This is a genomic window from Pseudomonas sp. S11P7 (genome assembly GCF_023195435.1).
Lineage (GTDB): Bacteria > Pseudomonadota > Gammaproteobacteria > Pseudomonadales > Pseudomonadaceae > Aquipseudomonas > Aquipseudomonas fluorescens_G.
In genome coordinates this window covers 3,270,572-3,283,464 of record NZ_JALPKS020000002.1, presented here as the reverse complement: position 1 = coordinate 3,283,464, position 12,893 = coordinate 3,270,572, and the positions used below count along the sequence as shown (strand labels likewise).

Annotated in this window: 24 protein-coding genes; all 24 read left to right on the top strand. The window is 58.7% G+C overall.

The genetic code is table 11. From position 1 onward, the window contains the following. Nucleotides 1-146 precede the first annotated feature (146 nt). The 24 genes from M0746_RS15155 to M0746_RS15040 all read left to right on the top strand — a co-directional run bounded on the left by M0746_RS15155 (nucleotide 147) and on the right by M0746_RS15040 (nucleotide 12,885). Nucleotides 147-596, top strand: a complete 450-nt coding sequence (locus M0746_RS15155) for a replication protein P (protein ID WP_258449761.1) — start codon at nucleotides 147-149, stop codon at nucleotides 594-596. After that, nucleotides 589-798 (top strand): hypothetical protein, encoded by a 210-nt coding sequence (locus M0746_RS15150; RefSeq protein WP_122747179.1) that lies wholly within the window; start codon nucleotides 589-591, stop codon nucleotides 796-798. The genes M0746_RS15155 and M0746_RS15150 overlap by 8 nt, the downstream gene beginning before the upstream one ends. Beyond that, the gene (locus tag M0746_RS15145; protein ID WP_258449760.1) at nucleotides 789-1,091 is read left to right on the top strand and encodes a DUF1364 domain-containing protein; all 303 of its coding nucleotides are present in this window, start codon (nucleotides 789-791) and stop codon (nucleotides 1,089-1,091) included. The genes M0746_RS15150 and M0746_RS15145 overlap by 10 nt, the downstream gene beginning before the upstream one ends. Continuing rightward, nucleotides 1,088-1,219 carry a hypothetical protein gene (locus M0746_RS15140; protein WP_258449759.1) on the top strand — a complete coding sequence of 44 codons (132 nt, stop codon included), beginning with the start codon at nucleotides 1,088-1,090 and terminating at the stop codon, nucleotides 1,217-1,219. Before M0746_RS15145 ends, M0746_RS15140 begins: the two co-directional genes overlap by 4 nt. Next, nucleotides 1,216-1,647 carry a VRR-NUC domain-containing protein gene (locus tag M0746_RS15135; protein ID WP_258449758.1) on the top strand — a complete coding sequence of 144 codons (432 nt, stop codon included), beginning with the start codon at nucleotides 1,216-1,218 and terminating at the stop codon, nucleotides 1,645-1,647. The genes M0746_RS15140 and M0746_RS15135 overlap by 4 nt, the downstream gene beginning before the upstream one ends. Beyond that, nucleotides 1,644-2,927 (top strand): tyrosine-type recombinase/integrase, encoded by a 1,284-nt coding sequence (locus tag M0746_RS15130; protein WP_258449757.1) that lies wholly within the window; start codon nucleotides 1,644-1,646, stop codon nucleotides 2,925-2,927. Before M0746_RS15135 ends, M0746_RS15130 begins: the two co-directional genes overlap by 4 nt. A 13-nt stretch (nucleotides 2,928-2,940) precedes the next feature. After that, nucleotides 2,941-3,135 (top strand): hypothetical protein, encoded by a 195-nt coding sequence (locus M0746_RS15125; RefSeq protein ID WP_258449756.1) that lies wholly within the window; start codon nucleotides 2,941-2,943, stop codon nucleotides 3,133-3,135. Continuing rightward, the gene (locus M0746_RS15120) at nucleotides 3,132-3,449 is read left to right on the top strand and encodes a hypothetical protein (protein WP_258449755.1); all 318 of its coding nucleotides are present in this window, start codon (nucleotides 3,132-3,134) and stop codon (nucleotides 3,447-3,449) included. Before M0746_RS15125 ends, M0746_RS15120 begins: the two co-directional genes overlap by 4 nt. Before the next feature lie 2 nt (nucleotides 3,450-3,451). Next, on the top strand, nucleotides 3,452-3,643 hold the full coding sequence (locus M0746_RS15115; protein ID WP_258449754.1) for a hypothetical protein: 192 nt from the start codon (nucleotides 3,452-3,454) through the stop codon (nucleotides 3,641-3,643). 2 nt (nucleotides 3,644-3,645) lie between these two features. Next, on the top strand, nucleotides 3,646-4,209 hold the full coding sequence (locus M0746_RS15110) for a hypothetical protein (protein ID WP_258449753.1): 564 nt from the start codon (nucleotides 3,646-3,648) through the stop codon (nucleotides 4,207-4,209). A 151-nt stretch (nucleotides 4,210-4,360) separates the two neighbouring features. Next, nucleotides 4,361-4,735: a putative holin gene (locus tag M0746_RS15105; protein ID WP_151550806.1), complete on the top strand. Its 375-nt coding sequence runs from the start codon at nucleotides 4,361-4,363 to the stop codon at nucleotides 4,733-4,735. Further along, nucleotides 4,736-5,017 carry a phage holin family protein gene (locus tag M0746_RS15100; protein ID WP_071171687.1) on the top strand — a complete coding sequence of 94 codons (282 nt, stop codon included), beginning with the start codon at nucleotides 4,736-4,738 and terminating at the stop codon, nucleotides 5,015-5,017. A gap of 1 nt (nucleotide 5,018) precedes the next feature. Beyond that, nucleotides 5,019-5,402 carry an HNH endonuclease signature motif containing protein gene (locus M0746_RS15095; protein ID WP_258449750.1) on the top strand — a complete coding sequence of 128 codons (384 nt, stop codon included), beginning with the start codon at nucleotides 5,019-5,021 and terminating at the stop codon, nucleotides 5,400-5,402. Between the two features lie 148 nt (nucleotides 5,403-5,550). Then, nucleotides 5,551-5,703 (top strand): hypothetical protein, encoded by a 153-nt coding sequence (locus M0746_RS15090; RefSeq protein WP_258449748.1) that lies wholly within the window; start codon nucleotides 5,551-5,553, stop codon nucleotides 5,701-5,703. After that, complete coding sequence (locus M0746_RS15085) at nucleotides 5,700-6,038, top strand: phage terminase small subunit P27 family (protein ID WP_258449747.1); 339 nt, start codon at nucleotides 5,700-5,702, stop codon at nucleotides 6,036-6,038. The genes M0746_RS15090 and M0746_RS15085 overlap by 4 nt, the downstream gene beginning before the upstream one ends. Next, on the top strand, nucleotides 6,039-7,766 hold the full coding sequence (locus tag M0746_RS15080) for a terminase large subunit (protein ID WP_258449746.1): 1,728 nt from the start codon (nucleotides 6,039-6,041) through the stop codon (nucleotides 7,764-7,766). It begins immediately after the preceding gene. Between the two features lie 6 nt (nucleotides 7,767-7,772). Next, on the top strand, nucleotides 7,773-7,937 hold the full coding sequence (locus tag M0746_RS15075; protein WP_164488109.1) for a hypothetical protein: 165 nt from the start codon (nucleotides 7,773-7,775) through the stop codon (nucleotides 7,935-7,937). Next, the gene (locus tag M0746_RS15070) at nucleotides 7,930-9,267 is read left to right on the top strand and encodes a phage portal protein (protein ID WP_151550810.1); all 1,338 of its coding nucleotides are present in this window, start codon (nucleotides 7,930-7,932) and stop codon (nucleotides 9,265-9,267) included. Before M0746_RS15075 ends, M0746_RS15070 begins: the two co-directional genes overlap by 8 nt. Continuing rightward, nucleotides 9,264-9,965, top strand: coding sequence for an HK97 family phage prohead protease (locus M0746_RS15065; RefSeq protein ID WP_258449745.1), 702 nt, complete (start codon nucleotides 9,264-9,266; stop codon nucleotides 9,963-9,965). Before M0746_RS15070 ends, M0746_RS15065 begins: the two co-directional genes overlap by 4 nt. Nucleotides 9,966-9,974: 9 nt before the next feature. Continuing rightward, nucleotides 9,975-11,234: a phage major capsid protein gene (locus M0746_RS15060; protein ID WP_150743304.1), complete on the top strand. Its 1,260-nt coding sequence runs from the start codon at nucleotides 9,975-9,977 to the stop codon at nucleotides 11,232-11,234. 58 nt (nucleotides 11,235-11,292) lie between these two features. Beyond that, entirely contained in the window at nucleotides 11,293-11,520 is a 228-nt protein-coding gene (locus M0746_RS15055) for a hypothetical protein (RefSeq protein ID WP_258449744.1), read from the top strand. A 2-nt stretch (nucleotides 11,521-11,522) separates the two neighbouring features. Beyond that, complete coding sequence (locus M0746_RS15050; protein ID WP_258449743.1) at nucleotides 11,523-12,008, top strand: phage gp6-like head-tail connector protein; 486 nt, start codon at nucleotides 11,523-11,525, stop codon at nucleotides 12,006-12,008. Then, nucleotides 12,009-12,371 carry a phage head closure protein gene (locus M0746_RS15045; RefSeq protein WP_258449742.1) on the top strand — a complete coding sequence of 121 codons (363 nt, stop codon included), beginning with the start codon at nucleotides 12,009-12,011 and terminating at the stop codon, nucleotides 12,369-12,371. Further along, entirely contained in the window at nucleotides 12,364-12,885 is a 522-nt protein-coding gene (locus M0746_RS15040) for a hypothetical protein (RefSeq protein ID WP_258449741.1), read from the top strand. The genes M0746_RS15045 and M0746_RS15040 overlap by 8 nt, the downstream gene beginning before the upstream one ends. The last annotated feature ends 8 nt before the right edge of the window (nucleotides 12,886-12,893 follow it).

Genomic DNA, 12,893 nt, shown 5'->3' with positions numbered 1-12,893 from the left:
GAACTCAATCGTGAAACTGCCATTGTTATCAACGGTTTGTTCCGCCAGTTGCGGGCGATCTTCCCGGCATGGAAGCAGGCGTGGCCTGACATGGCGGCCTACAAATCGGCAAAAAAGAGTGGCTGCAGGCCTTTCTGGAGGCGGGATTGCGCAGCCTTGATCAGTTGCAGTTCGGTCTGATGGGCGCTCGTCAGTCTGGCCGGGATTTTATCCCCGCGCCTGGCGTGTTCATCGCTTGGTGCACACCGAGTGCCGAGATGCTTGGTCTGCCAACGTTGGCCGTCGCACATCGGGAAGCATGCCGCAACGCCCATCCCTGCATGGCTGGTCGTGCGCGGTGGAGTCACGACGCGGTCTGGCATACGGCGAAAGAGTGCGGTTTTGAGAGCCTCAACAAGCTTGAGGAATCGCTCAGCCTCAAGCTATTCGAGCGCAATTACACCATCACCGTTCGCCGCCTCATCGAGGGTCTGCCGTTGCAGAAAATGCCCTTGGCTCTGCCAGAGCGAGTTGAAGGGCGCCGGACTCCTGAGATCGGTAACAGAGCGCTCGCCGAACTGCGCGCCATGCGTTCGAGTGGTGCTCGTCATGCCTGATCGCCGTCTTGCCGTTCCTGAGATTGAGACCTACCGCTGGGCGGTGTTTTGCTGCTCGTTCAAGGTCGATTTGAGCTCGCCACCTGATCACGCGCTGGCTTTGTTCGCCGACTCGGCTATGGCGAAGCGCTACGGCGCTTGGATGTGGCCAGGAACCTACGAAGTCGTCGATGTCATCACAGGGAAGCCGGCATGCGAGTGACCTCGAAGAGACTCCGTGCTTCGGCGAACGGCCAGGACTGCACGTTGCGCATGCCGGGCGTCTGCAATCACAACCCGGAAACCACCGTGCTCGCGCATCTGCCTTGCGGGCAAAAAGGCATGGGCATGAAGGGCTTCGACACAGTGGCGGTGTACGCGTGCAGCGCCTGCCATGACGTGATCGATGGCCGCGCCGCCGGCGAGATCGATTGGCAGGACGTGCCACGCGCGATCGCCGAAACCCACGAAGCCCTGATCAGGGCAGGAATTCTCACCGTGAAGGGGGCCGCATGATCGCCTTTCTGGAAAACAATCTGCTCCACTTTTACTTCGGCTTTTTGCTCGTTCTGTTCGGCGCGTGTTTTTGGGGCGTACGCCGGCTCATGCGTCGTGCACGCATGGTGCGTGGGGAGCGCGTATGAAGCCTGCTGCCATGAGGTTGTTCAAGGCCAAGCCTGTGCGGGCCAAGCGGGTCGACCGCGAAGGTCTCGAGCAGGCCGCGCTGATGTGTGATCTTGAGCTGTCTCTGCCGGCCGTGTTCGATCTGATCTACCACGTCCCGAACGGCGGACACCGGGTAAAGGCTGTCGCGGCCAAGCTCAAAGCCCAGGGCGTGAAGCCCGGTATACCGGATCTGGTACTGAGCATGGCCCGCGGCGGCTACTTCGGTCTGTACATCGAATTCAAGGCCACGCCACCGAATGACGCGGCGGTGTCGGCGAACCAGCAGGAGCGACTGCGCAAACTGAACGATCAGGGTTATCTCGCCATCGTCTGCCGCGGTCACTTCGACGCGATGGAGCAGATCCGCGCCTACCTTCGACTCGCTCCTACAGTGGTGGCTGCATGACTCAACCCAAGACACTAACGGTGACTCTCTCGGATGCCGAGATTCGCCGGCATGCAGCCAGTGAGGTGCGGGATCTTCGGGATGCGCGCCAACCCGCTTTCAGGTTCCGCTACAAGAAAGACCGCACCAAAGGATCGTGGTACTTGGTCGTGGGCAGTGCGTGGAACAAGATCGCAAATTATCCCGACCTGAACACCAAGCACATGCTCGCTGCTTTGCCTGCGGTGCGTGCCCGCCTGGTCACCGAGCCCGACGCCGGTACAGCGATAGGTACGTGGGCGACTGTTGGCGAGCTGCTGGCATGGTTCGACGACAGGATGGGCCGCGACCGTAATCTTTCTGCCAAGCGCAAGACTACGGCGCGGTCGGTGATGAGTAAGCACCTTCGCCCCCGACTCGGCGAACTGGTGTTGTCGAGTGTGAGCAAATCCGAGATCGACCAGCGACTGATGTGGCCCTTGCAGGCCGAGCTGTCGCTTGAATACCTGCGCCTGATCTTTCGCTTGCTGGTGTTGGCGTTTCGCCAGGCGGCCCGTCTCGGCTTGATCGAAACCAACCCTATGAACGCGATCCGCTTCAGCGACTTCTCCAAAACCAAGATCAAACCCAAGGCGGCGCGCCTGCGTGACGTGCAGGTGGAGGAGGTGCTGACCGGTCTGGCATCCAAGTTCAACTCGGCACCGGCTGATGCGATGCTGGCGTTGATGATGCTCTGTCACGGCACCCGCGCTGGCGAAACGAGGATGGCTGAGTGGTCTGACTTCAGTTTCGAGGAGCGTCAGTGGCACATCCCGGCCGAGCATACGAAGACCCGTTGCCAACTGACCCTGCCACTCACTGAGCAGGTTTGCGCCTTGCTGAAGCGTTACCACGCTGCACAGGCTGCCACCGGCTACCAAGGCAAATATTTGTTCCCTTCACGAGGCGGCAAGCCACTGACCGACAGCCAGGCCTGCGCCGTATTCACACGACTGGCCCAGGGTGAGTGGACCAGCCATGACCTGCGCAAGGTGGCTCGTACTGGCTGGGTTGATCTGGGTGTCGACTTCCTGATCGGAGAGCTGCTGCTGAACCATGCGATGGGCCACAACGTGCAGGCGTACATCCATACATGGGTTGAAGCAGGCAAACGGGAGGCGCTGGAGAAGTGGCACGAATGGTTAGACGGGCGTGGGTTCGGCGCGATCCACACCATTGCAGAGCCATTATGCGAAGTTTCACGTATTCCCGCGCAGGCCACGGATTGCGCGGGCTCTGGCCAAATCAACGACAAACCATAGGCGAGGTTTAAAAATGATGATTTTGCTCAATGCGGCCACCGGCCTCGCTGTAAATCCCAAGCTGATCGCGGCAATCAAGATCGTCGAGAACGGCAGGCCTCGTTTGATCATCACCATGAAGGACGGGTTTGAACTTGAGATCCCGCATGATCCGGAAGCCGGGATTGATGTCCGATCGATTCACCGCCGCCTGATGGTGTCCGTATGAAGAAGTCGCACGGACCGAGCCTCCGAGCCTTGCAGTTGGATTTGGCCAAATGCTCAACCTGCAGAGGAAAAGCAGTGACTAAGGGCGTTTTTCATGACCTGGCCTGCGCCCGCTGCAATGCCTCCGGCTGGGTGACGGCTGAGACTGGCGAGGCGCTGCCACTGGAGGTGCTTGTGACGCAGCTGAGCATCCGGCTCCAGGCCGCAGATCATCAACTTGCGCAATTTCGCAAGTTGGCCCCATCAGGGGCTTCCGCGCAGTACGAACAGAACAACCGCCGCGGCGCCGGCGGATCGAATTACACGGGGGATTGACCATGAAAACCGAAGTTACCGATCGTGAGGCGTTTATGGTCGGACTCCTAGCTGGCGTCTGGAATGAGTATTTGAAGCTACCTGCCGAACATCCACTTGAGCGCCAAGAGTTCTGTTTGGCGATCCACGCCTGCCAAGACAAGATTTTGGCTCGTGCTGGGCGTCGCGCCGTTAATGCCGAATTTGGGGAATAACCATGGGTATGTATAAAGACGTGATGAGCACCCTGGTACGCGTACTGGCTGCCGATAACATCGACAACAGCACCAAGCAATCTTGGCAAAAGCTGATCGATGCCGATCTGCGCCAAGGCGGCAACGGCAGCTCTCTATCACCCCGTGACAAGTTCGATTACGACTGCTGCTTATATGCGCTGCTGCACCGCCAGCTCGCTCCCGCGCAGTGGGACGTTCTGGTCGCCAAATATTCGACTCACAAGGCCAACAAGGTCGCCGCGATCGGTCGGCTGGTATCGCGAATGACGTCTCCGGCGCCGGAGCTGTTCATTTACAAAGCGCTCACGGCCTGGGCGATTCCGAAGCTGAAGGGTGTGCAGTCGGGTAAGCGGTCGACCGACATGATCGTGCTGCCGGCCGAGTTCTACGACATGAACGCCTGGGATCTGGCCGGCTCGCCAGAGCGCACCCGTCGTAACTGGCGTGGTGGAATTCACAAGCGACTTGAGCAGCTGGAAGAGGCTGCGGTGATCCATGCCACCGAGATTTTCGACCGGGAACAAATCTTTGTAGATGCCGCTTGACCATGATGGCCAACTGGCCGTAAATTAACCCCATCATGTCGATCTTGCGCGTTATGAGAGACGACACATGAAGCCCCGCCACCGAGCGGGGCTTTTTCGTTTTCGGGCATTGCCCAGGCCGCGCAGGCCTCTTTTATTGATGGAGCGGCACATGGCTGAGCCGAGCACTGGCGCACTCGCTGTAACTGGTGTGGTCGCCAGCCTTGGCTTGGGTGCAGCTTTCCCCCAGATTGACCTGTCAGCACTTGTTGGAGCATTCGGCGGAGCGTTTCTCTTCGTCGTGGCAGCGGACGCCATGCCAACGTGGCGCCGTATCGGTTACCTCTTCGCCGGCTGGATCGGCGGTTATTTCGGCTCTGCCGAACTCTTGGGGCTCACCTGGACCAAAACGGCCGGATTCAGTGGGTTCGTCTGTGGCGCAATTTGCGTGGCAGTCGCGACCGGCATTCTTGAATGGATGCACACAGGCGTGATGCCGCGCTGGCTGCAATGGTTCTTCCGCCTCCGGGCACGGAAGGAGAGTTAAATGGCTGCTGTCATTCAGGCCGCGCTATGTGCGGTCATCTTTACCATGATCGGGTTGCGCTACAGCCCATATCCAAACTCCCGCTACAAGCTCTCGATCTCACTGATTGCATGGGCTGCATGCGCCGTCACCGGTATGCAGTGCGTAAGCCTGGTCGGCCGTATGGTGATCGAGGGTGAGTTCGCTGATGCGTCGTGGTTCAACACGGCGTTCTACGGGTTGGCCGCCGTTCTGGTTTGGCGAGCCCGTGGCAACGTTGCCCGTATCGTTCAGGTGGATTGATATGCCCCTCAGGCCCCAGAAGCCGTGCACCGCGCTTGGCTGCCGGGCGCTGACCCGCAATGCCCGTTACTGCGATGACCATGCCGAGCTTGCCAAGGCTGCGGCAGCCAAGCGTGTCGATGCGCAGAGAGAGAGCAGCACGCAGCGTGGCTACGGGTACAAGTGGCAGAAGGCGAGCAAAGGCTTCCTCACCAAGCACCCGCTGTGCGCTGAGCATGATCGGCGCGGCGAGGTCGTGCTCGCGACAGACGTTGATCACATCGTCCCTCACAAGGGCGACATGACTCTGTTCTGGGATCGCAGCAACTGGCAGTCGCTGTGCCATAGCTGTCACAGCACGAAGACGGCCTCGGAAGACGGTGGTTGGGGCAATCCAAGGCGGTAGTCGTGCGAAATGCACGGAAAATGGTCAAATGAGACGGATTCTCACTCAGAGGGGTGGGGAGGGTCAAAAGTCGAGGGCTTTTTGCTTCTAGACCGTCCGCCCAGCCTTTTTCTTACGCCCGCGAAATTAAAAAATCAGGAGTTGCGCGATGGGAGGCACCGCCACGGTCGCCGGCCGTGGTCGCAAACCCAAGCCAACGGCCAAGAAAGCACTGGCCGGTAATCCCGGCAAGCGGGCGCTGAACACGTCCGAGCCGCAGTTTTCAGAAATCACGAAAGACATCGATCCCCCGAGTGGATGAGCGATATCGCCGCGACCATGTGGAAGATGGTCGTCCCGGAATTGCTTCGCGAACACGTCATCGCCCTGACCGACCTTCACAACGTGGAGGCGTTTTGCACTGCGTACAGCAAGTGGCGGATGGCCGAAGATTCTGTCCAGCAGTTCGGCATCGTTGTCAGTTCCGCCCAGGGCAGTCCGATTAAAAATCCAGCCCTGACCGCGGCCAATGAGGCGATGCGGCAGATGGTGACGTTCGGGTCGATGCTCGGCCTTGATCCGTCGAGCCGCTCGCGCCTAATCGGCGGGAACAAGGAAAAACAAACCAATGAATTCGCCCAACTACTGAGATCCTAAATGGCCAAGTCTCCTACGCCGAACGTCGATAAGGCGACGGCGTGGGGGCGGTCCGTTCTGCGTGGGAAGGTGCCGGCTTGCCGGTATGTTCACCAAGCGATCCAGCGTCACTTCGATGACCTGGCTGCCAGTCGCAAGCGAGGATTTCGCTACAAATTCGATGCCGCCAAGGCTGAGAAAAAGCTCAAGTTGAGCCAACTGCTTCCGCATACCAAAGGTGAGTGGGCGTTCAAGCGTCAGCTCATTACCCTTGAGCCATGGCAGTTGTTCGGCCTTGCCGCCACCTTCGGCTGGGTAAAGAAGAAGGGCGGCCACCGGCGTTTCCGTGAAAGTTACTGGGAAGTGCCCCGCAAGAATGGCAAGTCTGTCGTCGCGGGCTGCGTGGGCATCAGCATGTTCGTTGCCGATGATGAATTCGGCGCCGAGGTCTACGCCGGCGCCACAACTGAGAAGCAGGCGTGGGAGGTTTTTCGGCCAGCCAAGCTGATGGTGAGCAAGTCACCGATGCTCATCCAAGCGGCTGGCATCGAGGTCAACGCCTCGAACATGAACATCCCGTCAGACTTCAGCCGGTTCGAACCGCTGATCGGCAACCCTGGCGACGGCGCCTCACCGAGCTGCGCCATTGTCGACGAATACCACGAGCACCCGACCTCGGCTCAATACGACACCATGCTCACCGGCATGGGTGCCCGCCGGCAGCCGCTGATGTTCATCATCACCACCGCCGGTGCGGATATCGAAGGGCCGTGCTACGACAAGCGTCGACAAGTGATCGAGATGCTCGAAGGCACAGTGCCAGACGACGAACTGTTCGGCTGGATATGGACGCTGGACGAGGGCGATGACTGGACCGATCCGAAGATGCTGGCCAAGGCCAACCCCAACCATGGGGTGTCTGTGTTCCAGGAGTATCTGGAGAGCCAGCAGGCGCGCGCGATCCGATCGGCAAGGTTCACCAACACATTCAAAACGAAGCACCTCAATCTCTGGGTGAGCGCCAAGGCCGGCTTCTACAACATGGAAAGCTGGAAAGCCTGTGAAGACACGACGCTGACGCTCGAGCAGTTCGAGGGCCAAGAGTGGATCGCCGGCTTCGACCTGGCGCGCAAGCTGGATATGAACTCGCGCGCCAGATTGTTTTGGCGCGTGATCGATGGGAAGACGCATTACTACAGTGTCGCCCCAAAATTCTGGGTGCCAGAGGACACTGCTTTCAACAGTGACAACAAGCGCATGTCGGAACGCTTTCAGGCCTGGATCAACTCTCGGCACCTTGATGTCACCGAAGGCGCCGAGATTGACTATCGCGAGATCCTCGAGGACACCAAAGAGGCTAACCATCAGGCTCCCATCCGGGAATGTCCAATCGATCCGTTCGGCGCTTCCGGTCTGATGCACGACCTCGATGACGAGGGCTTCAGTCCGATCACCATCACGCAGAACTACACGAACATGTCAGACCCGATGAAGGAACTTGAGGCGGCCATTGAGTCAGGTCGATTCCACCACGATGGCAACCCGATCATGACGTGGTGTATCAGCAACGTCATTGGCAAAAATCTGCCGGGGAACAACGACGTCGTGCGGCCGATCAAGCAGGGCGATGACAATAAGATCGACGGTGCGATCGCACTGATCATGGCTATCGGGCGGGTCATCATCATGGCTGGCGACAGCAGCGGCAACATCAGCGACTTCTTCTCCAAACCAATCATCGTTGGATAACTGACCATGGAAACAGGCCTGATCCTATTTATTGCCGTGGCCGTAGTGGCGTTCTGCCTTATCGCCGCTGGAGTGTTTGTTCTCGCCGGCCTCGGCTGGGCTCTGGTGGCGGGCGGCGTTTCCTTTCTGATTGCGGCAGGGTTCATTCGTAAGGGGTTGACCGGTGGATAGATCCCTCAAGGCAGTTTTGCGCCAGGCGCTGCACAAGTCGGCCGAGCCTGGGCTTATGCGATCCTCGCTTGCCGGTTGGGTGGGGCGCCGTATCGGGCTTGGGGATGCGTCTTTCTGGAACGGTTACTACGGCACCGATTCGGCTTCGGGCAAAACCGTCAGCCAGCAAACCGCTCTGCAGCTGTCTACGGTCTGGGCTTGTGTTCGGTTGATTGCTGAGACCTTGGCGACACTACCGATCGCCCTTTACGAAGATCAGAAAGGCGTGCCGGTAGTGGCAAGCGCGCATCCGGTTCACCGGGTGATCAGCGTTCAGCCCAACGCTGACCAGACGCCTGTCGAATTCTGGGAGTGCGTGGTCGCAAGCTTGTTGCTATCTGGCAACAGCTTCAACGAACCAACGCGGGTGGGGAAGGACGTTTCATCGCTCGAGTTTTTGCTTCCGCAGTCCGTTTCGCCGCCTCGCCGGTTGGGTGACGGCTCAATCGAATACCGATTCATCGATAGCACTGGGAAGTCTCATACGCTGCTCGACGAACAAATGATGCACACACGGGGGTTCGGAACCGACCCGTTATGCGGATTGAGCCCCATCGCGATGGGGCGCAACGTGTTCGGCGCTGCAATGGCCGCAGATGAGTCGGCGAGCAAGATGTTTGCCAACGGCATGAAGTTGGGCGGCGTCTTATCAACTGATTCGATCCTGAACAAGACGCAGCGCGAAGACATTCGAGAGGACATGGCTGCGCAGTTCGCCAGTACGGTTAACACCGGCAAGACAATGGTTCTCGAGGCTGGGATGAAGTATCAGCAGGTGTCGATGTCGCCTGAAGATGCCCAGATGCTGCAGACGCGAGCGTTCAACGTGGAAGAGATCTGCCGCTGGTTTCGTGTGCCGCCATGGATGGTTGGTCATACCTCGAACAGCACCAGTTGGGGAACGGGGATGGAGCAGCAAATGCTCGGCTTCCTCAGCTTCACGCTGTTGCCCTGGATGAAGCGCATCGAACAGAGCATCAATCGCCGCTTGCTTCGGCCGGATGAGCGCCGTCGTTTCTACGCGAAGTTCAATCCTGAAGGACTGCTTCGCGCCGACAGCGCTGCGCGCGCTGCGTTTTACAGCTCGATGACCCAGAACGGCATCTACACCCGTGACGATTGCCGGATTAAAGAGAACATGGCTCCCCATGGCGGCAACGCGGCGAAACTGACTGTGCAGTCCAACATGCTCCCGATCGACAAACTCGGCGAAGGCGCGGGCGATGCTCAGCAAGCGAGATCAGCGCTCATTGATTGGCTCAACGACAAGCCAAAAGGTAATTCTGAATGAACCGAAAAGACCAATCGGTGGCGGTGAAATACCGCTCATTCGACTATGACGTGAAGGCTGTCGGAGACGACGGCCTTTTTTCTGGCTACGGATCAGTGTTTGGCGTTGTCGACAGCTACAACGAAGTCGTGGCGCCGGGGGCTTTCCTCGAATCCATCGCGGATGCCAAGGCTAAAAGCCGGACCTTCCCAGTGTTGTGGCAGCACCGCACCGGCGAGCCGATCGGTAGCTGGGATATCGAGAGCCTGAAAGAGGATGACCGAGGCCTGTTCGGTTCCGGCGGACTCTGGCTGGCAGACGCACCCTATGCCCGCATCGCTTTGCGTGGAATGCAGTCGCGCTCCATCACTGGCTTGTCGATCGGGTACTACGTTCGCGATTCCAAGTTCGACGAAAAGACGCGTATTCGAACGCTGACCAAACTCGACTTGGTGGAAATCTCGATCGTCACTGTGCCGGCGAACGACGAGGCGCGTACCGACACTATCAAATCGAAGCTTGCCCATGGCGGCCTGCCTTCGATGCCTGAATTTGAGCTGCTCCTGCGCGAGGCAGGCTTCTCGAAAACTCAGTCTGCGGTGATTGCCAATCGCGGACTGCAGCATTTGCTCCGGAGCGAGTCCGAGGGCGACCTGGCAGCCATCGAAATCGTCGAGGCGCTTAAATCGCGTCCGGCGCTGGTTCTCCCTTCTTTTTGAGGATTCACCATGCACAACGTCATGAGCAACGACGCTCGCTCCGAGCATCGTCAAATTCAGCGTAAGGAACACGCTGGCGATCAGGTTCAGCTGAAAGCGGTCAATGATCTGCTCGATCAGCGGGACAAAGAAATCAAGGCGTTCGCCGAGAAGGCGAGCCAAGAAATCAAAGAGCACGGCACCATTCTGGCTGACACCAAAACTGTCCTGGACGGACTGGTCAAAGATGGCCTGGGTCTGCAAGATCGGTTGAATGAGATCGAGCAGAAGATGGCGCGCCGTTTCTCTGCAAATGATCCGAACGATCAAAAGTCCTTCGGTGAGCAGCTCGCTGAATCCGAAGGCTTCCAGGCCTTGGTGAAGCAAGACCACGGTCGTGCCCGCCTTCGGCTGAAGGCCGTTACCAACATCACCAGCGCCACCACCGGCACCGGTGGTGTCGGCGTGGGCATCCAGCCAACCCGCGTGCCAGGGATTGTCACCGACCCCGAGCGCCAGTTCACTATCCGTGACCTGATCATGCCGGGCCGCACTGGATCGAACGCGATTGAGTTCGTACAGGAAACCGGTTTCCAAAACATGGCGGCGCCGCAGGCTGGTGAAGGCGCAGCGAAGGCACAGTCTGATCTGTCGTTCGGCCTGGTCACCACCACTGTAAAGACCATCGCTCACTGGTTCCGTGCGTCGAAACAGGTGCTGTCGGACATTCCGCTCCTGCAGAGCTACATCAACGGCCGAGCAATTTACGGCCTGAAGTACAAAGAAGAAGAGCAGATCCTCGCTGGTGACGGCACCGGTCAAAACCTGCTGGGTCTGATCCCACAAGCCACCGCCTTCAACGAGTCGCTGCGCAAATCCGGCGATACGAAGATCGACACTTTGCGCCGTGCAATCCTCCAAGTGCGCGTAGCCGAATACCGCGCCTCGGCGATTGCACTTAACCCAGTGGACTGGGCAGATATTGAGCTGACCAAGGACAGCACCGGGTCCTACATCTGGGTAAACGTTCAGGAAGGTGGTGTCCAGCGTCTCTGGAAATTGCCGGTTGTCGACAGCAACGCTGTTCCAGAGGGCGAGTTCCTGGTGGGGGCAATGAACATCGCTGCTCAAGTGTTCGATCGGGAAGACGCAGCTGTCGAGGTTTCGACCGAAGACGGCGACAACTTCCGCACCAACATGGTGACCATTCGTGCTGAAGAGCGTTTGGCTCTCGCGGTTTACCGTCCCGAGTCGTTCGTGCACGGCGAGTTCGACGATCCAACGCCGTAAGCCGGTTCATTCCTTTCACTGATCAGGAGCGCGCCCGGGAGACTGGGCGCGACAGGCCATGCCAGAGATTCAACTGAAAACCAAAAAGGGATTCCTCGATGGGCATGTGTATGCCAAGCGCGGGTCCACGATCACAGCCGATGAATTCCGCGCCAAAGAATTGCACCGGCTCGGCCTCGTCGAGGATTACGAATTGAAAGAAGCCGAAAACGCTGAAAACAAGAAAGCGCCGGAAGCTGAAAACAAATCCGCTCCGAAGCCCAGCACCAAGAAAAAGGCCGAGTAACTATGAGCGTCATCAGCATCGAACTGGCAATGAAACACCTTCGAGCAGAATCCGAGGATGTCGAAGACGTACAGTCGAAGCTTGATAGTGCTGAAACCGCTGCCCAGAAGTTCTTGCAGCGGCGGTTCTATGCCGACGCTGCGACCTTGGCTGCTGCGCGTGCAGGCGTCCCAGCAGCGCGCCTCGCCGCTCGCACGGCTTATCAACTGGCCGTCACGGCGGCGGAATCCGTTGAAAACTGGGATGACCGCTGCGCTGCTTTTACCGATGCAGAGTTCGTGTTCTCTGAGGCGCTGCGAGATTGCACTGCGGTCGCGCGCGGCATGGTCATAAACAAGTCAATCGTTGCGGCCTGCCTGCTTACCCTTGGTCATTTATGGATGAGCCGTGAGGACACGGTGACCGGAATCAATACGTCCTCGGTGATCGAGCTACCACACGGTTCGCGATCGCTACTGCAACCCGACAGAATCCAGATGGGGGTTTGAATGGCATATCGCGAACCTGGCGCTGGCGAGCTGAACAAGCACGTCACGTTGCGCCGCCGAGATGATGCCCCCTCTGAGGACATGGGCCTGGAGTCGCTGTTCTCGGAGCTCAACCCGCGATGGGCAAAGATTGAGCCTGTCGGGTCGGCCGTCTACACAGACAGCGCACAGACCGAAAACAAGATTACCCACCGCATATTCCTCCGTTTTCGAACTGGCATAACGACGGCCTACGAAGTGGTTCATCAGCAAACCCTGTATCGGGTGAAGCGTGGGTTAGACATGAACGGCCGTGGCCGATTCGTTGTGCTGGAAGTCGAAGAACTCGGCCTGATCAACTCAGGTGGAGGCATCTATGGCTAACTCAGCATCAATCGATGGTTACCTTCATGTCGAAGGCTTTGACAACTTTCAGCGTGACGCCTTCGATAAACGGAAGATTCGCGCCGGGATGCGCAAGGTCGGTTTGCTGGTGGTGCAACGAGCCCAGATGAACCTGGTGCTGGGCAAAGGGCAGGATGGGTACCCGGTGAACCGCACCGGCGCTACGGTCGAGTCCGTGACCTACAAGGTTTCCCGATCTGGATTCCTTGTGCGTATCTCTCCGACCAAAACGTCGGCGATGGAAGAGTTTTATCCGGCATATCTGCACTACGGCGTGAAGAAGGGCCGCAAGCTGGGGAAGCTTGCGCCGGGGCAGGGGAAAGGGAAATCCAATCGCCGCGCGCGAGGCGAGCGTGCTTCAGCTTTAGCTGAGCGTGCCGCCGGCGAATGGCGCATCAAGCCGCGCGACAACTACATGGCCGACGCTCTGCAGGACTCGGCTTCGCAAGTTCAATCGATCCTCTCTGTCGCATTCGCAAACGCGCTGGGCTGATCGCTGCC